Annotated in this window: 17 protein-coding genes; 12 read left to right on the forward strand and 5 right to left on the reverse strand. The window is 50.6% G+C overall.

All coding sequences use genetic code 11. From position 1 onward, the window contains the following. Positions 1-138 precede the first annotated feature (138 nt). Positions 139-1,113 (forward strand): NADPH:quinone oxidoreductase family protein, encoded by a 975-nt coding sequence (locus PsAD5_RS03670; protein WP_063291132.1) that lies wholly within the window; start codon positions 139-141, stop codon positions 1,111-1,113. Positions 1,114-1,184: 71 nt separating this feature from the next. Here the strand turns inward: PsAD5_RS03670 and xth are convergent, their stop codons facing one another. After that, complete coding sequence (gene xth / locus PsAD5_RS03675; RefSeq protein ID WP_193778132.1) at positions 1,185-1,988, reverse strand: exodeoxyribonuclease III; 804 nt, start codon at positions 1,986-1,988, stop codon at positions 1,185-1,187. A gap of 240 nt (positions 1,989-2,228) precedes the next feature. Here xth and PsAD5_RS27780 point away from each other — a divergent pair, with 240 nt between their 5' ends. Together PsAD5_RS27780 and PsAD5_RS03680 are read left to right on the forward strand one after the other, a co-directional pair. After that, complete coding sequence (locus PsAD5_RS27780) at positions 2,229-2,669, forward strand: hypothetical protein (protein ID WP_153041338.1); 441 nt, start codon at positions 2,229-2,231, stop codon at positions 2,667-2,669. Between the two features lie 28 nt (positions 2,670-2,697). Then, positions 2,698-3,267 carry an SH3 domain-containing protein gene (locus tag PsAD5_RS03680; protein ID WP_208988469.1) on the forward strand — a complete coding sequence of 190 codons (570 nt, stop codon included), beginning with the start codon at positions 2,698-2,700 and terminating at the stop codon, positions 3,265-3,267. A gap of 38 nt (positions 3,268-3,305) precedes the next feature. Here the strand turns inward: PsAD5_RS03680 and PsAD5_RS03685 are convergent, their stop codons facing one another. Continuing rightward, positions 3,306-4,286: an MBL fold metallo-hydrolase gene (locus PsAD5_RS03685; protein ID WP_063286107.1), complete on the reverse strand. Its 981-nt coding sequence runs from the start codon at positions 4,284-4,286 to the stop codon at positions 3,306-3,308. A 106-nt stretch (positions 4,287-4,392) separates the two neighbouring features. On the opposite strand from PsAD5_RS03685, the gene PsAD5_RS03690 reads away from it, so the two are divergent. Then, positions 4,393-5,331, forward strand: a complete 939-nt coding sequence (locus PsAD5_RS03690; RefSeq protein ID WP_063286106.1) for a LysR family transcriptional regulator — start codon at positions 4,393-4,395, stop codon at positions 5,329-5,331. Positions 5,332-5,341: 10 nt separating this feature from the next. Here PsAD5_RS03690 and PsAD5_RS03695 read toward each other — a convergent pair whose 3' ends face one another. Further along, on the reverse strand, positions 5,342-7,339 hold the full coding sequence (locus PsAD5_RS03695; protein WP_063291134.1) for a protein meaA: 1,998 nt from the start codon (positions 7,337-7,339) through the stop codon (positions 5,342-5,344). A 299-nt stretch (positions 7,340-7,638) separates the two neighbouring features. On the opposite strand from PsAD5_RS03695, the gene ccrA reads away from it, so the two are divergent. The 6 genes from ccrA to PsAD5_RS03725 all read left to right on the forward strand — a co-directional run bounded on the left by ccrA (position 7,639) and on the right by PsAD5_RS03725 (position 15,189). After that, positions 7,639-8,934, forward strand: coding sequence for a crotonyl-CoA carboxylase/reductase (ccrA, locus tag PsAD5_RS03700; protein ID WP_057463569.1), 1,296 nt, complete (start codon positions 7,639-7,641; stop codon positions 8,932-8,934). Positions 8,935-9,510: 576 nt separating this feature from the next. Then, positions 9,511-10,536, forward strand: a complete 1,026-nt coding sequence (locus tag PsAD5_RS03705) for an ABC transporter substrate-binding protein (RefSeq protein ID WP_063286104.1) — start codon at positions 9,511-9,513, stop codon at positions 10,534-10,536. 108 nt (positions 10,537-10,644) lie between these two features. Beyond that, on the forward strand, positions 10,645-11,502 hold the full coding sequence (locus PsAD5_RS03710; protein ID WP_057463568.1) for an ABC transporter permease: 858 nt from the start codon (positions 10,645-10,647) through the stop codon (positions 11,500-11,502). 11 nt (positions 11,503-11,513) lie between these two features. After that, on the forward strand, positions 11,514-12,779 hold the full coding sequence (locus tag PsAD5_RS03715; protein WP_063291135.1) for a quaternary amine ABC transporter ATP-binding protein: 1,266 nt from the start codon (positions 11,514-11,516) through the stop codon (positions 12,777-12,779). A gap of 145 nt (positions 12,780-12,924) precedes the next feature. After that, positions 12,925-13,437 (forward strand): CAP domain-containing protein, encoded by a 513-nt coding sequence (locus PsAD5_RS03720; protein WP_057463547.1) that lies wholly within the window; start codon positions 12,925-12,927, stop codon positions 13,435-13,437. Positions 13,438-13,545: 108 nt separating this feature from the next. Then, positions 13,546-15,189 carry an AMP-binding protein gene (locus tag PsAD5_RS03725; protein ID WP_063291136.1) on the forward strand — a complete coding sequence of 548 codons (1,644 nt, stop codon included), beginning with the start codon at positions 13,546-13,548 and terminating at the stop codon, positions 15,187-15,189. Positions 15,190-15,193: 4 nt separating this feature from the next. On the opposite strand, the gene PsAD5_RS03730 is transcribed toward PsAD5_RS03725, so the two are convergent. Continuing rightward, positions 15,194-16,321, reverse strand: coding sequence for a GNAT family N-acetyltransferase (locus PsAD5_RS03730; RefSeq protein ID WP_063291137.1), 1,128 nt, complete (start codon positions 16,319-16,321; stop codon positions 15,194-15,196). Then, positions 16,308-17,729: a lipopolysaccharide biosynthesis protein gene (locus tag PsAD5_RS03735; protein WP_063291138.1), complete on the reverse strand. Its 1,422-nt coding sequence runs from the start codon at positions 17,727-17,729 to the stop codon at positions 16,308-16,310. The genes PsAD5_RS03730 and PsAD5_RS03735 overlap by 14 nt, the downstream gene beginning before the upstream one ends. A 224-nt stretch (positions 17,730-17,953) precedes the next feature. Here PsAD5_RS03735 and PsAD5_RS28435 point away from each other — a divergent pair, with 224 nt between their 5' ends. Both PsAD5_RS28435 and PsAD5_RS03745 read left to right on the forward strand, forming a co-directional pair. Next, positions 17,954-18,910 (forward strand): ImuA family protein, encoded by a 957-nt coding sequence (locus PsAD5_RS28435; protein ID WP_063291139.1) that lies wholly within the window; start codon positions 17,954-17,956, stop codon positions 18,908-18,910. Next, complete coding sequence (locus PsAD5_RS03745) at positions 18,807-20,363, forward strand: DNA polymerase Y family protein (RefSeq protein WP_244272058.1); 1,557 nt, start codon at positions 18,807-18,809, stop codon at positions 20,361-20,363. Before PsAD5_RS28435 ends, PsAD5_RS03745 begins: the two co-directional genes overlap by 104 nt. The last annotated feature ends 8 nt before the right edge of the window (positions 20,364-20,371 follow it).

Consider the following 20,371-nt stretch of genomic DNA (forward strand, 5'->3'; position numbering starts at 1 on the left):
TTCATACCTCCAACTGTGGTGTTCCCGCAAGTGTAGCGGCATGTTTGGGTGTTTTAATCGCAAAATGGCACCAAAGACGGCTTTGAGATTTTGTGAATGCCCGTGTAATTTTGGAGGTCAGAGAGAGGGCCACATTTTATGAAAGCTGTTATCTGCGAAAAACTTGGGGGGCCGGATGATCTGGTCGTTCGAGAACTGGACGACCCGAATGTTGGAACTGGAGAGGTGTTGGTTCGTGTGAAAGCGGCGGCACTCAATTATTTCGATACATTGATCATTCAAGGGAAGTATCAGTTTAAGCCAGAGCTTCCATTTTCGCCATCGGGTGAAATGGCGGGCATTGTTGAAGCCGTCGGCAATGGTGTTTCGCGGTTCAAGGTTGGGGATCGGGTAGCATCCTACGCGAAATGGGGAGCTGCAAGAGAGCTATATGTTGCTCCTGAGCATGAACTTGTGCGGGTGCCGGATGAGGTTTCGCTCAAGCATGCAGCTGGACTTTTGATTACTTACGGAACGGCTATTCACGGACTTCGTAGCCGGGCGCGGTTACAGGCGGGGGAGACGGTTGCAGTGTTAGGTGCTTCTGGCGGAGCAGGACAGGCTGCTGTGGAGGTTGCAAAGCTGATGGGGGCCCGGGTGATTGCTTGCGCGTCTTCGGAAGATAAGCTTGCTCACGCAAAAGCTTGCGGCGCTGATGTTCTGGTCAACTATTCTGAAGGTGGTCTGAAACAGAAGCTGAAGGATCTGACGGATGGTAAAGGGCTTGAGGTGGTCTACGACGTCATAGGCGGGGATCATGCTGATGATGCCTTGCGTGCAACGGGATGGCGTGGACGTTATCTGGTTGTTGGATTTGCCTCTGGAATGATCCAAAAGATACCTGCGAACCTTACCCTGCTGAAAGGCTGTGACGTTCTGGGCGTATTCTGGGGGGAGGCAGTCGTTCGTGAGCCTGAGGAGCATCACAAGGATTGCGAGCAACTGTTCCAATGGGTGGCTGATGGAAAACTGAAGCCGCATATCCATGCGGAATATCCGCTGGAAGACATTGCTTTGGGATTGGAGGAAATCTCCAGCCGCAGAGCCAAAGGCAAAGTGCTGCTCATTCCTTGATGGGTAGATACGGAAAAAGCGGGAGATGCTCCCGCTTTTCATCGTCAAATTGTAAGCCAGACTTCGTGAGATCAGACTTCCAGCATAGCCATGACTGGTGCGTGGTCGGATGGTTTTTCCCAGCCGCGTGCGTCGCGAATAATCTGAACGTCTTTGGTGTGCTGTGCTGTCTCCGGGGTCATCCAGATATGGTCGAGACGGCGGCCTTTGTTGGAGGCTGACCAGTCTTTGGCACGGTAGCTCCACCAGGTGTAAATCTTCTCGTCCATCGGCATGTGTTTGCGCATGGTATCTACGTAGTTGCCAGCTTCTCGCACATCTTCAAGGCGCTGGCATTCCAGCGGCGTGTGAGAGACGACTTTGATGAGTTGCTTATGAGACCAAACGTCGTTTTCATATGGTGCGATGTTCAGGTCTCCAACAACGACTGACTGGCCGTCGAAGCCTTTGAACCAGCTTTCCATTTCATCGAGGAACTTGAGTTTGTGAGCGAATTTGTCGTTGACCTCAGGGTCCGGCACATCGCCGCCTGCTGGGACGTAGAAGTTATGGATGCGGACTTTACCACCATTAAAGGCAACATCTGCTGCGATATGGCGGGTATCGCCCATCTCGCAGAATTCTTTGCGCTCAACATTTTCCAGTGGCACGCGTGAGAGAAAGGCTACGCCGTGGTAACCCTTTTGGCCGTGTACCTCTACATGACGATAGCCAAGCTTATTGATTGCAGCCGTTGGGAAGCTTCCATCCGGGCACTTTGTTTCCTGTAGGCACAAAACGTCTGGGGCGTGGTCCAGTAACATTTTCTCGACAATAGGAAGGCGGAGGCGGACTGAGTTAATGTTCCACGTTACAATCTTGAGGCGGTTCGTCATGGGGGCGTGTTTACCTGCTTTGGAGAATCATACCTCGAACCTAAGGCTTAGGCGGAGTTCTGGCTAGAAAAACTGATGTGAACTGTGAATTTGTTCACGTTATATTCTTCAAGGCAAGACATAAATTGCTTCTAAAACCCGATGTTTTGTCAGTGCACGTTGTTAGCCCCTTGGTGGCACTCTTTTCTTAATTATGCTGGCTGTTGGTTTTGGCCAGCCTGCAATTAGGACTAGGGTCAAATGAAATACGCAATGCTTGTAGGCTGTTGTCTCGCAGCAGGTGTCGTGGCTCAATCTGTGAGTGCAAACAGCTTGTCTACGCGTTCAGGGTCCGTTGACTATCCCGGATTTCAGCAGGTTCAGTTCAATGAGCGCAGTATTATTATCCCGCCCATCAAACCTCTAGATCGTCCGGTTGAACCGGGAGATAGTTTGAGGCCGGGGCAAGCGCAGCCTTATTTGCCGACTGATCGGGATGCGGATCACTCACAGTTTAACCCGCCTCCGGGAGCTTATCCTGCAGGGTCTGCGCGTCCGGGGTCTTTGCCCCCACCTCTGCCGGGGCCTTCCGGTCCTCTGCCTGCAGCTCCTCCGATTACAGGATTGCCTCCTTCACCGGGATCGCCTGGTTCACCCGGATTTAGTGGACCGTCCTATGGAGGCCCTTCTTATGGCCGATAGCATCTTAGAGAGGCTGGAGGGCAGTTTTATGAAAATTTTGGCCTGGGTGATTGCCGGTCTCGTGCTTCTGGCTGTTCTTATCTATTCCAATGCCGCCTTTGCGCAGCGTGGGCATGCCGGATACACCACGAATGGTGTAAACATGAGGACAGGGCCTGGAACCAGATATACTGTCATTACGACAATTCCGGCAGGTGGCGTGGTTTTCATCAATTACTGCACCAAAAACGGTTCGTGGTGTGACCTGACATTCCGAGGTGCTCCGGGGTGGGTTTCTGCCAGATATATTCGATATGGAGTTGAGGGGCCGCACTATTCCCGTACGCTCCCTTATGTAGCGCCGTATGTGGGGCTGCCGTTTGTCTATCGACGCTATCCAATTTACCCGCGTTATCCGCGTTGGCGTCCATATCCGCGCCCGCGGCATGAAATTCCCGCTTATCCGCTGCAGCCTTCTCGTCCGATTGAGGTGCCTGCTGTCCCAATCAGGCCTGCTCAGCCGATTGCTCCGCCAATACGGCCATCTATCCCGTTAACACCAGCTCAGCCAATTGCGCCGCCATCCATTCCAGCGACGCCGTTGTCGCCTGCCCAATAGAAGAGAGCTCACGAGGTGTCTCGTGAGCTCCTGTTTCTCTATAGCTTATGCTGCCAGCTGAATTCGCGGTATTCAAAGGCATTTCCGGCTTTGCGAACATGCCCAAGACCTGGGAAGTCATGGTGGATGCCGACGACTGGTGTTCTATCTGCTGAAACCCGATCCAGTATTCTGCGCCGTGTTTGTCGAGCTACATCCTGATCTACGTCGAAGGCGATTGTCCAATCTGGATTGGCGAACTGGAGCCCGATGGAGTGGATCGTGTCGCCCCAGATCAACACTTCTTCGTTATTGGAGTGAACGCGGATGCCCATATGTCCGGGTGTGTGGCCGGGAAGGAAGACAGCATCCAGCCCCTTGATGAACTCACCATCTTTGCTGATGAGTGTTTTGCGGTTTTGATAGGGCTTTGACACATTTTGAGCGAGGTCGATGAAATGCTGGAGGTCTTTGGGGAACTTTGAGCGTGTGCCTTCATCATGCCAGAAGTTGTATTCGACTTCGTGGACGATGAACTCAGCGTTTGGGAAGAGCTTTTCTCCTGATTTGGAAACCAGCCCTCCGACGTGGTCGATGTGCAGATGGGTGAGAACTACGGCATCTACATCAGAGGCGTTATAGCCTGCGGCTTTTAGGTTTTGATGGAAGCGGCCAAGTGTTGGACCCATTAGATCGGCGGTGCCGGTGTCGACTACCACCAGTTTGTCACCCGTATTAATGAGATATCCGTTTACAGAGATAGACATGTCCTGCGTATTGGGGCTGAGGAAATTTTGCTTTAGAGTTTCCTGCGCTACCTTCTGGTCAAACCCAACGACCAATGACGGGTCTAATCCCAAGTGTCCGTCCAGAATTGCTGTAACTTCAATGTCTCCTACCGAGAAGCGATAGATGCCGGGAACCTGTGTTCCAATTTTGGGCGCCGCTGCGAGCGCAATAGATGACATTGCCGGGGCAACTGCACCTGCGCCAGCAAGGGACGCGGCTGCGGATAAAAAAGATCGGCGGGAAAGTGTCATGAAAGGCTCCTCATTTACAAGCATGGGAGCAATATTGTGGGGTTGATACTGGAAGTGCAGAGGGCCAAGTCTTATCTTGGATATAAGCAGTGCTTATGGGGCAGTTATGGATCTTCTGAATTTGCTGGAGAGTTTTGTTCGCGTCATCGACAATGGGTCGTTGAGCGGTGGTGCACGTCAACGCCATATCAGCCAACCTGCTATGAGCCAGCAGCTGAACCTGCTTGAAGCTCAGGTTGGGCAGGAGCTTGTTTTTCGTACCAACAAAGGCGTTAAGCCGACGGCTGCCGGAAAGACTGTCTATGAGCATGCGCAAAAGATGTTGCGTCAGAGCGCTCTGATGTTTGAGGAAGTACAGGACCAAGCAGCAGCAGAGAGTGGTTCATTGGTTGTTTCTGTTTCTCAGGCTATGGGCGCTGATATAATCACACCGCTTATCTTCGACCTTCGAAAGCAATACCCAGACCTTTCAGTCTCAATTAAAATGGATGATGATCTGATTGATGTTGTGCAAACCGGTATCGATTTAGCGATCCGTACAGGGATCACCGGAGATACCTCTGGGATTTCCAGAAAAATTGCGATTGTTGAAACCTGTTTGGCAGCCAGCCCAGACTATCTTGCAAAGCATGGTATGCCGCAAAGTCCCGAGGCGCTTTCTGACCTCAACTACATTCAATACAGATACGAGAAGCTAGTCAGTTCGTTGGATATGTTCCGACATGGGCAAAAGCATGTGGTTGCTTTGAAGTCTGAGTTTGTCGCTGGGCACCCCCAGGTGATGGTGCAGGCCTTGTTGAACTCGGTTGGGTTTACGCGCATGCCGTTGTTTATGATGCGAGATTTTGAGGCAAACGGGCAACTACAACGGCTACTTCCTGACTATCAGTGCGAAGAGAAGCCGGTATACCTTGTCTACCCTTCGCGCGATGCGGTGACGCGTAAAACAGAGATCTTCATTGACGCGATGATTGAGCGGTTCCGGGATGCTCCGGGGATACGACTGGTTGGGCAGAAGCCTGTTCAACTTGCCCAACCTGCCTAATTTTTAGGCGTTAGGCAGTCTCGTTGACCTGCTCATCCACGATGCGGACAATGTCTGACATGATTTCTGTCAGGTGAAAGTCCTTTGGTGTGTAAACGGCTGCAACACCCGCGTTTTTCAGTTCTTCGGCATCCTCTGACGGTATAATGCCGCCAATGATGATCGGGATGTCCTCCATGCCGTTTTCTTTCATTTTGTCGAGCACATCATGGACCAGTGCCAAATGTGAGCCAGACAGGATTGACAGGCCGACGACGTGGACGCCTTCTTCAAGAGCGGCGTTGACGATTTGGGCTGGCGTCAGGCGAATGCCTTCGTAAACGACTTCCATGCCGCAATCACGGGCACGTACTGCGATCTGCTCTGCGCCATTGGAGTGGCCATCCAGCCCCGGTTTGCCAACGAGGAACTTAAGCCGTCGACCTAGTTTTTCTGAAAGCTTGGAGACTTTTTGTTGAACATCTGCAAGGCTCTCGTTGTCATCTGGGGCTGCTTTGCCGACGCCAGTTGGGGCACGATATTCGCCGAAGACTTCACGTAAGGCAGCACCCCACTCTCCAGTGGTTGCGCCGACCTGAGCTGCTTTGATAGATGCTTCCATAATGTTGTTGTCAGAAGAAGCTGCTGCGCGGAGCTCCAGTAGAGCGGATTTAACAGCGTTCTCGTCACGTTCAGCTCGCCAGGCCTGAATGCGCTGGATGGCTTCTTCTTCAACATGCTCTGGAACTGTAAGGATGCCGCCGTCTTCATCTGATGCCAGTGGAGATGGTTCAGTCTCAGTCCATTTGTTGACGCCGACGACGATCTGATCGCCAGATTCAATGCCTGCCAGACGCTTGGAGTTGGACTCCACGAGCTTCTGTTTCATATAGCTGGACTCAACGGCTGCAACTGCACCGCCCATTTCTGCGATGCGGGCAAGTTCTTCTCTTGCTTGTTCTTTGAGCGCTTCGACCTTGGTTTCAATCTCTTTGGAGCCATCGAAGATATCTGCATATTCCAACAGGTCCGTCTCATAGGCCATGATTTGCTGCATGCGCAGGGACCACTGTTGGTCGAATGGTCGCGGGAGGCCAAGAGCTTCGTTCCATGCTGGTAGCTGAACGGCACGAGCGCGCGCGTTTTTAGAGAGGACAACAGCCAGCATCTCAACGAGAATTCGGTAAACGTTGTTTTCGGGTTGCTGCTCTGTGAGGCCCAGTGAGTTGACCTGTACACCGTAGCGGAAGCGGCGGTAACGCTCTTCTTCAACGCCATAGCGTTCGCGGCAAATCTCATCCCAGAGTTCTGTAAATGCTCGCATTTTGCACATCTCGGTGATGAAGCGCATGCCTGCATTTACGAAGAAGGAAATCCGGCCCACGAGTTTAGGGAAATCGCTTTCAGAGATGACACCAGAAGCACGAACATTGTCCAGAATTGCGATCGCGGTGGCGAGCGCGAAGGAGAGTTCCTGTACTGGTGTCGCGCCAGCTTCCTGCAGATGGTAGGAACACACGTTCATCGGGTTCCATTTGGGCATGTTCGTGTAAGTCCATGAAATCACATCTGTTGTGAGGCGCATGGATGGGGCGGGCGGGAAGACATAGGTGCCGCGGGACAGGTATTCCTTGATCAGATCATTCTGCGTGGTGCCAGCCAGCAGAGAGCGGTCCGCGCCTTGCTCATCAGCAGCTGCCACATAGAGTGCAAGCAGCCAAGGAGCTGTTGCGTTGATCGTCATGGAGGTGTTCATGCGCTCCAGCGGGATCTCGTTGAAGAGGGTGCGCATGTCTCCCAGATGAGAGATGGGTACACCAACCTTACCAACCTCACCGCGCGAGAGCGGATGGTCCGGGTCGTATCCTGTCTGAGTTGGGAGATCGAACGCGACAGAAAGGCCCGTCTGACCCTTTGAGAGGTTCGTACGGTAGAGCCGGTTGCTGTCTGCAGCGTTGGAGTGTCCTGCATATGTGCGGAACATCCACGGACGGTCTTTTGTTGCGCCTTTAGGTGAACCGGTACTCATAGTCTATTGCCTCCCTGATCCTCCCAGCATTTTATAAGGGACAAGATCTCAATTCTGCCTACACCTTTGCATAGGTTTTAGTGGTTGGTGCAATGCAACATTAGAAGAAGTATTCTTCGCAAGTTAAGCAATAGTTGTATATATTTTATGAGTTCTTTGTAATGATAATTCTCAAATAGCCGATATTGACAGGTTGTATTGTTTTGCGTTGCAGCAAATAGTGGATTGGAAGCGTTAGCAGAGGACTTGCTTTCACTCTCATGAGGGAAGGGCGCAACGCAAACTTGGAGGAGAATATCATGAGTTCCGTTGCACGGGTTGTCGAAGCTGGGTCAGAGGGTGGCTCTGAGTTCAAGGACCTATATGAGATTGGTGAGATTCCACCGCTGGGGCATGTTCCTAAGAACATGTGGGCGTGGACCATTCGCCAAGAGCGCCATGGTTCCCCTGATACAGCGATGGTCAAGGAAGTGGTGCCAACTTGGGAGTTGGACAGCCATGAAGTGCTCATTCTGGTTATGGCAGCAGGCGTGAACTACAACGGCGTTTGGGCTGCCCTTGGCGAGCCGATTTCCGTTTTTAAGGTTCATAAGCAGCCCTATCATATCGCAGGCTCTGATGCCTCCGGTATCGTTTGGGCGGTTGGTTCCAAAGTTACTCGCTGGAAGGTAGGCGACGAAGTTGTCGTTCACTGTAACCAGGATGACGGGGATGATGAGGAGTGTAACGGCGGTGATCCGATGTTCTCTAACTCCCAACGGATTTGGGGTTATGAGACACCTGACGGGTCATTTGCGCAGTTCGCTCGTGTTCAATCTCAGCAGCTGATGGCGCGTCCTAAACACCTGACTTGGGAAGAGAGCGCTTGCTACACGCTTACACTGGCGACTGCATTCCGTATGCTGTTCGGTCATGCGCCGCATGATTTGAAGCCAGGTCAGAATGTTCTGGTTTGGGGGGCTTCTGGTGGTCTTGGCGTGTTTGGGGTTCAGCTGATTGCTGCTGCCGGAGCGAATGCGATTGGCGTTATTTCAGATGAGAGTAAACGCGAATACGTGATGTCGCTTGGGGCAAAGGCCGTTATCAATCGAAAAGACTTCGATTGTTGGGGCCAGCTGCCGAAGGTGAACTCGCCTGAGTATGATACGTGGACCAAGGAAGCGCGTAAGTTTGGTAAGGCGATCTGGAACATTACCGGTAAGGGTAATGACGTTGATATGGTGTTTGAGCACCCAGGTGAAGCAACGTTCCCGGTATCAACACTGGTTGCCAAACGCGGCGGTATGGTTGTGTTTTGTGCGGGTACCTCCGGCTTCAATCTGACCATGGATGCGCGCTATGTATGGATGCGTCAGAAGCGTATTCAGGGTTCGCATTTCGCGCACTTGAAACAGGCGAGTGAGGCGAACAAGTTCGTGATTGATCGCCGTATCGACCCTTGCATGAGTGAAGTGTTCTCATGGGACCAGATTCCGCAGGCTCATATGAAGATGTGGAAGAACCAGCATGCCCCAGGAAACATGGCGGTTTTGGTGTGTGCACCAAAGACTGGTTTACGCTCCCTTGAGGATGTTATTGAAGCCACTGAAAACTAAGTAGGCTCACGAAAGGAAGTTGGCGCTTTTATGCTGCCAACTTCCCAGTTTCCTTAAGTTTCTCACTTATATTTTTTTATTGAACGATGATTCAATATTATTAAATGAGCGCAGATTTTCTCTGCGATTTTCTTTTTGTAATCTGCGTGATTATTCGACATCATTTGATGTTGTTTTTTTATTTCAATTTACTGTGAAACTACCTGAATTTTCCGTGGGGATTACCTGTAAAAGAAAGTTTAAAATAGTCGTTTTGCTTCAGTAAATTTTTTTTCTCTTATTTTGCGTTTTAAATGGTGGTACTAGAGAGTTATGAAAGCTTTATAACTTCATATCCAGTGTATTTACGAAGTATATCTTTTTATATTTATTTTCAAAAAATATCTTGAGCAGATGTCTAAGTTGACAGAAAATTGAATATATCTATTTTTAACGGTGCAGTTGATGCGCTCAACCTAGTGTGTCCTGCAATTGCTGAGTTTTTGACTTAGCATTACGGCCAGAACGACAAGCTGTCCTTGGCGGCTTTTCTCTCTGACCGAACAAAAAGTATGTTTTGGTTGTTTGGAGGCATCCGTGTTGAATTTTAAATCTGCTCTCGCTGCGTGCGTAGTTGCATTCCCTTTTGCTGTGTCTACAGCAGAAGCTGCAGATCCTGTTTGTGAAGTTGACCGTCCTATCGTGTTTGCTGGTTTGGATTGGGACTCCAATGCTTTTCACAACTCTGTAGCTCAGTTCATTGCTGAAAAAGGGTACGGCTGTGAAACGGATGTCATCCCAGGCTCCACTATTCCGCTTCTAAACGGTATGGCGCGTGGTGATATCGACGTGACCATGGAAATCTGGCCAGACAACGTGACTGAAGCTCTTGCTGAAGGCAAAGCGAAGAACCAGTTTGTTGATCTTGGTGTGAACTTCCCTGATGCGACACAGGCCTGGTTTATTCCAAAATACCTGGTTGAAGGCGATGATGCGCCTGCAAAAGGTCTGAAGTCTGTATCTGACCTGCCAAAGTACAAAGACGTGTTTTCTGATCCGGAAGAGCCAGAAAAAGGTCGCTTCTACAACTGTATCGCTGGTTGGGGCTGTGAGGTCATCAACTCTAAGAAGCTCAATGCTTATGGCTTGCTTGATAGCTTTGTGAACTTCCGTCCTGGTACAGGTGCAGCGCTTGCAGCTGCGATTGAATCGAACGTTCGTCGTAAGAAGCCAATCGTGTTCTATTACTGGGGTCCAACCTGGGTCATGGGTAAGGTCGCTGATGATCTGATCCAGCTGGAAGAGCCTGCCTACAGCAAAGAAGCTTGGGACAAGCTGTCTGCAGAGACAGATCCATCCAAAGTGACCGAGGCAGTTGCATATCCTCTGTCTGCGACGCACGTCTTCGTGAACACAGAGTTCCATACTTCTGCGCCTAAACTGGTTGAGTTCCTGACTGCTTATGAAACCACCAGTAATGACGTTTCCAAAGCTCTTGCTTACATGCAGGACACTGGCGGAACCACAGATGATGCTGCTGCTGAGTTCCTGAAAAACAACGAAGAACTCTGGACCGGTTGGGTTCCAGCTGATGTCGCTGAGCGTGTGAAATCTGCTCTGTAATATCAAAGACAGCTGACTGTTTTTGAAAATTAGCGAATGAAAAGCGATCACGGAACTTGTTTCCGTGATCCTTGCTAAGAAGAATAAGAGGATCACATGGCTTTCGACGTGTTTCCCAACTTTGGGAAACCTATCCGGACTTCCACAAACGATCTGGTTGATTTTCTCGTCGTGAATTACGGCGATGGATTTGAGGCCTTTTCCAACTCCATCCTATTTTTGCTGGTGCGGTTAGAGCGACTTCTCCGTGGCGCTGATCCTATCGTGATCTTGATCTGCATCGGCCTGATTACCTTTGCTGCGAGCCGCCGTTGGGGGCTTAGCCTGGTGATGGTAGGTGCAATGTGGTTCATCGGTACATTGGGGCTTTGGGAAAAGTCTATGCAAACAGTGGCGATCTTGCTTGTCGCTGTGCTGATTTCCGTTGTGATTGGCGTGCCGCTTGGCGTTATCTCTGCTCGTTCAAACCGCTTCAGAGCTTTGCTCAATCCGGTCTTGGACTTGATGCAGACCATTCCAAGCTTCGTTTATCTTATTCCAGCGGCCATGCTGTTTGGTCTGGGTAAGGTGCCAGCTATTCTGGCTACTGTGATTTATGCTGCACCACCGCTTATTCGCTTGACGGATCTCGGCATCCGTTATGTGGATGAAGAGGTTGTTGAGGCGAGCCGGGCCTTTGGTGCAACACGCTGGCAGATCCTTAAGGGCGTCCAAATCCCACTTGCGCTCCCTTCCATCATGCAGGGTATTAACCAGACTATGATGATGGCGTTGGCTATGGTGGTGATTGCGTCCATGATTGGTGCTCGCGGCGTGGGTGAAACCGTTCTGCTTGGGTTGCAGCGTAATGATGCAGGACAAGGTTTGCTCGGCGGCTTAGCGATTGTTGTTCTTGCCGTCGTGTTTGACCGTATCACACAATCAGCCGGACAACGGATGCAGGCGCATCGCAAGGTAACAGGGTGAGGCGCTAACACATGGCATTGATCGAAGTACAAAACATTACCAAGATTTTTGGCAAGGCGCCTGAGAAGGAGCTTGCCAAGGTCAAAAATGGTATGGGCAAAGATCAGCTGCTTGCTGAAACTGACCATACTCTTGGCCTGCATGATGTCTCCCTTAGCATCGAGAAGGGTGAGATCTTTGTGATCATGGGCCTTTCTGGTTCTGGTAAGTCTACGCTTATTCGTCACTTCAACCGCTTGATTGACCCAACAGACGGGCACATTCTGGTTGATGGCGAGGATGTTATGGCTCTTTCTGATAAAGAGCTGGAAGACTTCCGCCGTCATCGTATGTCGATGGTGTTTCAACGTTTTGGCCTGATGCCGCATCGGACAGTATTGCAGAATGTTGCTTACGGTCTTGAAGTGCAGGGCATTACAAAAGCAGACCGTGAAACCACAGCGCGTGAGTGGATTGAAACGGTTGGGCTTGGTGGTTTTGAACACCAGTACCCAAGCCAGCTTTCCGGTGGCATGCAGCAGCGTGTTGGTCTTGCCCGTGCGCTTGCAACGGATGCTGACATTTTGCTGATGGATGAGGCGTTTTCTGCACTTGATCCGTTGATCCGCTCTCAGATGCAGGATCAATTGGTTGAACTGCAAGAAAAGCTGCATAAGACCATCGTGTTCATCACGCATGATCTGGATGAAGCTTTGCGTATTGGTGACAAGATTGCGATCCTTAAGGATGGTGTTCTGTCACAGGTTGGTACGCCGCCAGAAATCCTGCTTGAACCAGCTGATGATTATGTGCGGGCGTTTGTACGCGATGTGAACCGTGCTCGCGTGCTGACCGTTGATACTGTTATGCAGCCACCTGCAGTGCGTATTACCCATGACAATATGGAAAAAGCGCTGGCCGATATGCGCCGTCATGACGAAGATTTCGGTTATGTGGTTGAGGACAAAGAGTTCCGCGGCATCGTCACGCAAGAGGGACTTGCTGAAGAAGTTGCTAAACCGGGTGATAGTCCATCCCTTTATGCTTTTGCTGATGACAGCAACGCAGTGGAGCTGGAAAGCACTTTGGAAGAAGCTCTTCCAACAACATTGGAAGCAGATTATCCGGTTCCAGTTGTTTGCGAGGATGGACATCTCATGGGCGTATTGAGCCCAGAAGAGATGGGTAGCGTGCTGACACCTCCAGAAGAGCAACCCGATGCTGAAACTGAAGGTGCTGAAGAGAAGAATGAGACGGCTGAAACAGCCAAGCCTCATGCTTTGAAAGAAGCTTCCTAACGTTTCTGCCGATAAGTTTGAAAGGCCGGCTTTGTCCGGCCTTTTTTAATTCACTTATACGTGTGCTTTTAGTTTGAGCTTGGTTTGCCTCATTTAGTCGGTAGTGTGTCCGAGAGATTCGAAATTTGCCGAAAAGTGATTTTGTATGAAGACGTTTCGTGGTGGGAGTATTGCTCTGGTTCTTGCTGTTGGACTGATGCTCACTGGTTGTGTCAGCCCTGATGAAACGCCAAGCTACTATCAGAACTTAGAGAGCCACTCTGCGCAGATTGATGCGAGTGTTGTGGCCTCAATGATCTCCAGCTATCGTTCTCAATCAGATTTACCGCCGGTTACGGTCGATCCAGCTTTGATGCGCGTTGCTCAGGCACAGGCAGATGGAATGGCCCGTGCAGAGGATGTCAACGCTGCGCGCAAGGGCGATCTTAAGCTCGCCGTCTTGATGAAGGGGGCTGGGCAGGGCGATGCTCATGCGGTGGGCAATCTCAGCGCTGGTTATCGCCGATGGGCAGAAGCCTTTTCCGGCTGGCGTGACTCGCCAAAACATAATGCAGTGATGCTGGATGCAAATGGAACGCGTATTGGTATTGCAACGGCTTATGCGCCTCGGTCAAAATACAAGGTTTTCTGGAGCCTTGTTGTAGCCGGTCCGCGTTAACCCACTTTCCTTTGGAGGCTAAAAGAGCGACCAAAGGCCAGTATCTCGTTGTGCGCTGCAGCGATAAACTCTCTTCACTAATGAATTTGGGTTTAGGGGATTTCTGGTGTGCTGCCACCACTGATTTCATACGAGGAATTGCGAGCTGAGTTTCGCTGGACTATTCCTGCGCGCTATAACATTGCGCATGATGCTTGTGATCGTTGGGCGGATATTGAGCCTAAGCGCATAGCTTTGCTGCATGTGCTGTCTTCCGGCGGTGTTGAAGCGTGGAGCTATGGTCAGCTCAAAGGAAATTCCTGCCAGCTTGCAAACTCGCTGCAGTCTTTGGGTGTAGCCCCGCGCGACCGTGTAGCTTTGTTACTGCCTCAAGCACCTGAAACTGCTATCTCTCATCTTGCGATTTATCGGCTAGGAGCTATCGCAGTTCCATTGGCTGCTTTGTTTGGTCCAGATGCGCTACGGTACCGGTTGGAAAACGCTGGCGCGAAAGTGGTGATTACCAATCAAGCTGGACTTGAGAAACTTTCTGCACTTCGTGAGCAGCTCCCGCTTCTTGAGCATGTTATTTGTGTTGATGGTGCAGGAGATGGAGCTCTTGGCTTCTGGAACTTGCTTGAGCAAGGCTCTGACAGCTTTGAGAGCTATGCGACAGGCCCTGATGATCCAGCTTTGATGGTTTATACCTCAGGCACAACAGGGCAGCCTAAAGGAGCGCTGCTGGCGCACCGTGTGTTGTTTGGGCATTTGCCGGGCATACAAATGGCACATGAGATGTTGCCGCAGGCTGGCGATGTATTCTGGACTCCGGCTGATTGGGCCTGGGCGGGTGGTTTGCTGAATGCACTGCTGCCTTCGCTGAAGTTTGGTGTGCCTGTGGTGACTGCCCGGATCGATAAGTTTGATCCGGAAGGTGCATTTGACTTGATGGCTCGGCATGATGTTCGCAACGCGTTCATTCCGCCTACCGCACTCAAGATGATGCGCAGTGTTGATCATCGTAAGTATTCTGAAAAACTTCGGTTACGCTCTGTTTGCTCAGCGGGAGAGGCATTGGGGCGTGAAGCATTTGCCTGGTGCCACGAAGCGCTCGGTGTTGCGCCAAACGAGATGTATGGACAGACGGAATGTAATCTCGTGCTCGGGTCAGGAGCAGGGATGGGTGTTTCCCGTGCCGGGGCAATTGGCAAAGCTGTACCTGGGCATGACGTTGCTGTTATCCGTCCAGATGGATCTGTTTGCGAACCAGAAGAGCAAGGCGAGATTGCAGTTCGTCGTGGTACGCCTGTTATGTTCCTGGGGTATTGGCAGAAGCCAGAGGCAGATCAGAGCAAATTCCTTGGTGATTGGATGCTGACAGGTGACCAAGGTGTTGTTGATATGGATGGATATGTCCACTTCGTCGGTCGCAATGATGATGTCATTACTTCAGCTGGCTATCGCATTGGGCCAACTGAGATTGAGGATTGTCTGATCAAGCATGAGGCGGTTGGATTGGCTGCTGTGGTCGGCAAACCTGATCCGGTGCGGACGGAGATCGTAAAGGCTTATGTTGTCCTGAAAGACGGTTTCGAACCAAGTGAGGGCTTGGTTGATGATATTCGCCAATATGTGCGCGTGAGTCTTTCTGCTCATGAATATCCGCGGGAGATTGAGTTTGTCTCCGAAATGCCTTTGACGACCAGCGGAAAGGTTATTCGCCGGATTTTACGGAATAGAGCGCAGGAAGAAGCTGAGTTGGTTGAAGGATAGGTAGCTATTTTCGACCAAGCAATTTCTTAATTTTGCTCTTTAACGCCAACTTTGCGCGAGCACCTGCTTGCGCCTCCCACATTGCAAAGCGCGCTATTGGACCTTTGCCAATAAAAACCGTGGCATATGGGAACCTTGAGGTCCAGGCCTTGTTTGCCATCTCATTGTCTGGTGTCGAGAGGGAATCAGCACCTGAGAACTCAGGGTCATCGAGGAGTTTTTGGGTGCTGAAATAGATGAGCAGTTGACCGGGTGAGAATTTTGCGAGGTTCTCGTCGAAGGTTGTTTTCCAGCCAAATATGCGGCCTTGCTCGCGGAGCAGGATGTTGGTCGCAATCAGCTTATCGTCGAGCCACAACTGACCAATGCGAATGTTATCTGCTTCGCCTGACTTTGATACCAGCTCACGCGTGAAAGCGGCATCAGACGCTCTGGAAAGGAGTGCCGTGCCTTGCTTGCCTTTCCAGCCAGCTGCCTCGAGTTTCAGAAAGTCTTCAAGGCCTGCCTGAATGTCCTCTGAAGTTTCCAGCATACTAAAGGAAAGAGATCCTTCTTTTTCCAGCCGGCGCTGGTTTTTAAAGGCACCTTTCCATGAGGACCGTTTTTTGAGAGCGTCAAAGTCGGCGCGACCTTCACTGCCAGATAGTTGGAAGGCGCGATCTTCTTTAGAAGTAACTTGTTTATCCCATCCGTGGGCTTTAAGCGCGCGCTCAAGGCATTCATAGGTGGGGCCATCGCTTCCATGGAAAGGGAGAATTAGCGTCTTAGTCCAGCTTAAGTTACAGGCGGTTTCGAGCAGTTTGTTGAGTGTTGCTGGCGTCGCTTCCTCAGAAAGCAGCAGAGTGCCGAGTGGCCCATAATCGCCTGCTAAAGTGCTTGGCAGCTTGAAGAGTAGGCCGCGTCTTACCCTTATGACCGGCAGTGCCGCGAGCGCTTTTGTGCCGGAAGGATCGAGTGCCAATAACAGCTTGATTGAGCCGTTTGCCTTGTGTGCGTTGAATGCACTCACGAAGCTGCTGGAGAAGAACGGGTTGGGCTGCAGTGCCTGTTGAGACAGTTGTCGCCACAGGTGTTCCGCTGTTTTGTCTTTGCCGGGTGTCAGCAGTTTAATCGTGGTGCTATCCTGCTTCATTGACTGGAGTTTCCCGTCTCTTCAATGGCAATATGAATGTGTGCAGGCCAAGGCGCTTGTAGGCGCTGCGATAAAGAATGCATGCTTCAAAAAAGATGACTGATGTGGTCGCCAGAGCAGCTCCATACAGGCCGAAGGCTGGAATAAGTGCTGTGTTGAGAATGAGGTTTACGACAAAGACACTGGCATAGATCTTGGCGCAGGTGTTTTGGTGCCCTGAGAGGGTCAGCAATGCGTCAACCGGACCAACGGATGCACGGGCTAATACACCAATGACAAGGATGTAGAGGATTGGTGTACCTTGAGCAAAATCCTCTCCAAACAATGAGAGGAGGAATGGTCCGACTGCCATGACAAAGCCGCCCATGAGTAGTGTCGGCCAGAAGGTCATTTTAGCAGCACTTGCCACGAAATCCTTGAGACCATCTCTGTCACCAGAGTGGTAAAGACGTGCCATGCGTGGTGCGCTTGCTGCGCGTACTGCGTAATAAACAAAATGCATCAGTGCGAGGGTGCGTGATGCAGCAAAATAAATGCCGACTTGATCTGGTGGGAGCCAGAGGCCGATTAAGATGACATCAGAGCTGGTGATGAGTTGGAAGAAGCCATCAACTGCCAGCATGGGAACTGACACAAGCAGCCATGACTTTATCTGAAGTCTACGTGGAGTAGGATGGCGGACTTTGTTCAGCGAAACTTCCATCATGATCGTCTGAACGAAGGTGATGGTCCAGACGGCTGCGATGGTGACGATGCAAGCTGTGACGGCTGTTGGCGGATAGCCCAGCAACAGCGCGATCAACATGAATGCGAGCACTAGAAGGGGGCGGCCAATAAAATCTGGCAGCATTGCTTTGAGTTGCCAGTCTTGCGCACGGGCAATGCCTTCCAGCATACCGGTGTAGGTGTGCATGGGCAGGCAGATTGCGATGAGGTAAAGCGGCAGGATGTATGCGTTGCCAATGAAATCAGAGAAGGCCCAGGCAATGGCTACACTGATTACTGCAATGGTTGTTGAGCTGAGCAATACAAGGAAACGGGCACTGAAGAGCAAGCCATTGAGAAGCTCGTGTTGCTTCTTCTCCAGATACTCTGGAATGAAACGCAGAAGGGAAACAGAAAACCCGAGCCCTGAAAATACGCTCAGTATGATGACGACCGTCCAGACAACAATGAAGATGCCGTATTCAGAGGCGCCCATCCAACGAGCCAGAAAGACCTGCATGATGTAGGCGAGTGCTGCGCTCCCGATGCGTAAGGCAAAAACGATCAATGCTGAGCGTCGTGCTCCTCCAGCCTCGCCTTTGCTGAAGAGAGTGCCGAGTATTTTTCCAAGAAGCGGCAGCAGTTTTGCATGAGTGCTGCGAGGTAAAAGCACTGCTGACCATTTGAGGAGGAGTTCTTGCACGCGATACGCCTTAATTATTTCTGGTCAATTATTACTAGTATGAAAATTAATATTTTCGGAATGCTGTTTTGTGGTGTTGTCGTGTTGATTGGTCCTTGAGTTAAAACAGAGGCTTAGCTGGGCCTTGAAGGCTCAGAAGCTTTTGTTCTGATACTCTCGCAGTTTTTGATGCTTGACTCCTGTGCGATTTGACGGAATCAATATTAGAACATATAGAGAACAAAATGAAATTTACCGAGAGTGATATGAACGCGAAAACATCGCAAATTGCAGAGCTGCGCCACCGCCTCGCGGTGTTAGAGGGACGCCTCCCTTCTACCGTGCAGCTTGCGCCGGTCCCTGCATCCGCCCAAACTGAGCAGGGACCGGCTCCTCTTGGTGAGGTGCTGAACGCGCACGCTATTCAAAATGATGTAACTGCTCAGAGAATTTTACTAGGCATTCCTAAGTTGGATGGATTATTTGGAAGAAAAGGTCTTCAGTGCGCTTCATTGCATGAATTTTATGCCAGTGAAATGAGACTTTCCGGGGCATTATCCGGTTTTTTGTGTGCTCTCCTGAGTTTGATGAGCAGGCAAAGAGATGGTGCTGTGCTGTGGGTTATTGATAGGGCTGTTCAACGAGAAACTGGTATTCCACACGCTCCGGGACTTGCTCAATTTGGTGTTGACCCAGCTCGTATTGTCTTTGTGCGCCCCAGAAAAACTGAAGAAGTTTTATGGGCGATGGAAGAAGGGGCGCAGTGCTCAACGCTGTGTGCTGTGGTTGGAGAGGTTGCAGGTTCTTTTAGGAGTTTTGATCTGACGGTTACGCGGAGGTTGGTTCTACGTGCAGAACAAACTGGCGTGCCTGTGTTTTGGGTGCGGCATGGTGCCCAAGCTGACCCAAGTGCTGCTTTAAGTCGTTGGCATATTGCGCCTATAGCCTCTCGTTTCTCAGGGGCAGTTCGTGCTCGGAAGGTTATGCCTTCTCGTGCTTTTGTTGGTAATCCAGGCTGGCGGGTGACCTTGGAGAAAAACAGAGATGGCCAATTAGGCTTCTGTGACTTGGAGTGGAACCATGCAAAACGCTGTTTTAATGAAGCGTCAACGTATTCTATGCCTGTGGTTCGCCGAATTAGCAACAGACCGAATTTGTCGGAGAGAGATAGGCGAGTTATGGCTTTGCGAACATGCAGCTAAGCCAATTGTCGCTTACCACAAAATTAAAAATGGTTACCGGCTGAGCTGCGTGAATATTGCAGCGGCGCAGGCTGGTTTGTCTGTGGGAGAGGCGCTTAGTGATGCGAGGGCGCGTGTTTCCGATGTGCAATGTGAAGAGGATATTCCAGAAGCGAATGAAGCGTTACTATCAGCATTGGCTGACTGGTGTGATCGCTATACGCCATTCGTGGCTACTACTGATCCAGATACGTTGTTGCTAGACATTTCCGGCTGCTCCCATCTCTTCAATGGAGAAGAGGCAATGCTCGAAGATTGCTTTAGTAGACTGAGAGTAAAAGGCTTTACTGTGTCTGGCGCAATTGCTGATACTGTTGGCGTTGCATGGGCTATTGCCAGAAATGGGGGAGGTGTTATCGAGCCTGGAGGACAACGGAATGCTTTGGAAACTCTGAGTGTTGAGTTGTTAAGAGTGGAAGAAAGTGTTGTGGCTGCTCTTTCACGTGTAGGTTTAACTGTAATTGGTGATTTATTAGGCAGGCCGCGAGCGCCTTTAGCAAGTCGTTTTGGTACAGACTTGGTTAAGCGATTAGATCAAGCTCTGGGGATGGAAGGGGAGCCAATCTCTCCCAGGCTCTTTACGCCGGACCTTGTTGTTGAAAGACGGCTTTTGGAGCCGATTGGACAGGAAGACAATGTCATTGCCGTTATTCAGTCACTCTCAGAGAACCTGCAGAAGGCCTTAGAGAAGCGTGAAGAAGGAGGACGGGCCTTTGAGCTGGTGTTGTTTCGAGTAGATGGTGTCGTAAACCGTCTTTCTGTTGGAACAAGTGGTCCGATACGTGCACCTGCTCTTATTCTGCGCCTTTTTAAAGAAAAACTGAAGACGGTTGGTGATGAGTTAGATGCCGGATTTGGTTATGATCTTATTCGATTGAGTGTCTTGGAAGCCCAATCATGTTCTGCCGCACAACTGAATTTAGAAGGCCGAAGTAATCAAGACGATGATCTTGCTGAGTTAGTTGATCGACTTAGTGCGCGTTTGGGCATAACTCAAGTTAGCTGTTTCTTACCATGCAACGAACACTTGCCTGAGGTGCAAAGCGCCTTGGTACCTGCGGCTACCGTCTGTGAAAGTGCTCTTTATTGGGCTGAAGCTGAAAATGACTCGAATAGTGACGTTCCGCTAGAGCATCCTTTGAGGATGTTGCCTCATCGGGAGCCTGTCGAGGCTGTTGCTATGGTTCCAGAAGGCCCTCCATTGCGCTTTCGTTGGCGTAAAGCTTCCTATGAAATTTCTCAGAGTGAAGGACCGCAAAGGATTGCTCCTCCTTGGTGGCGTAGTGAAGCAGGCATTCGTGATTACTATCGCGTCGAAGATCGAGAAGGTCGTCGTTTCTGGCTTTACAGAGAAGGTTTGTATGGCGAGCAGAATGAAGTACCTCGCTGGTATCTACAAGGTTTGTATGCCTGAGATGTGAG

This window comes from Pseudovibrio sp. Ad5 (assembly GCF_001623095.1).
Classification (GTDB): Bacteria; Pseudomonadota; Alphaproteobacteria; order Rhizobiales; family Stappiaceae; genus Pseudovibrio.

Bases quoted from the DNA above. Each gene is read 5' to 3' on its own strand.
- PsAD5_RS03670 (WP_063291132.1), top strand. From the start codon at position 139: ATGAAAGCTGTTATCTGCGAAAAACTTGGGGGGCCGGATGATCTGGTC.
- xth (WP_193778132.1), bottom strand. From the start codon at position 1,988: ATGACGAACCGCCTCAAGATTGTAACGTGGAACATTAACTCAGTCCGC.
- PsAD5_RS27780 (WP_153041338.1), top strand. From the start codon at position 2,229: ATGAAATACGCAATGCTTGTAGGCTGTTGTCTCGCAGCAGGTGTCGTG.
- PsAD5_RS03680 (WP_208988469.1), top strand. From the start codon at position 2,698: ATGAAAATTTTGGCCTGGGTGATTGCCGGTCTCGTGCTTCTGGCTGTT.
- PsAD5_RS03685 (WP_063286107.1), bottom strand. From the start codon at position 4,286: ATGACACTTTCCCGCCGATCTTTTTTATCCGCAGCCGCGTCCCTTGCT.
- PsAD5_RS03690 (WP_063286106.1), top strand. From the start codon at position 4,393: ATGGATCTTCTGAATTTGCTGGAGAGTTTTGTTCGCGTCATCGACAAT.
- PsAD5_RS03695 (WP_063291134.1), bottom strand. From the start codon at position 7,339: ATGAGTACCGGTTCACCTAAAGGCGCAACAAAAGACCGTCCGTGGATG.
- ccrA (WP_057463569.1), top strand. From the start codon at position 7,639: ATGAGTTCCGTTGCACGGGTTGTCGAAGCTGGGTCAGAGGGTGGCTCT.
- PsAD5_RS03715 (WP_063291135.1), top strand. From the start codon at position 11,514: ATGGCATTGATCGAAGTACAAAACATTACCAAGATTTTTGGCAAGGCG.
- PsAD5_RS03720 (WP_057463547.1), top strand. From the start codon at position 12,925: ATGAAGACGTTTCGTGGTGGGAGTATTGCTCTGGTTCTTGCTGTTGGA.
- PsAD5_RS03730 (WP_063291137.1), bottom strand. From the start codon at position 16,321: ATGAAGCAGGATAGCACCACGATTAAACTGCTGACACCCGGCAAAGAC.
- PsAD5_RS28435 (WP_063291139.1), top strand. From the start codon at position 17,954: ATGAAATTTACCGAGAGTGATATGAACGCGAAAACATCGCAAATTGCA.
- PsAD5_RS03745 (WP_244272058.1), top strand. From the start codon at position 18,807: ATGAAGCGTCAACGTATTCTATGCCTGTGGTTCGCCGAATTAGCAACA.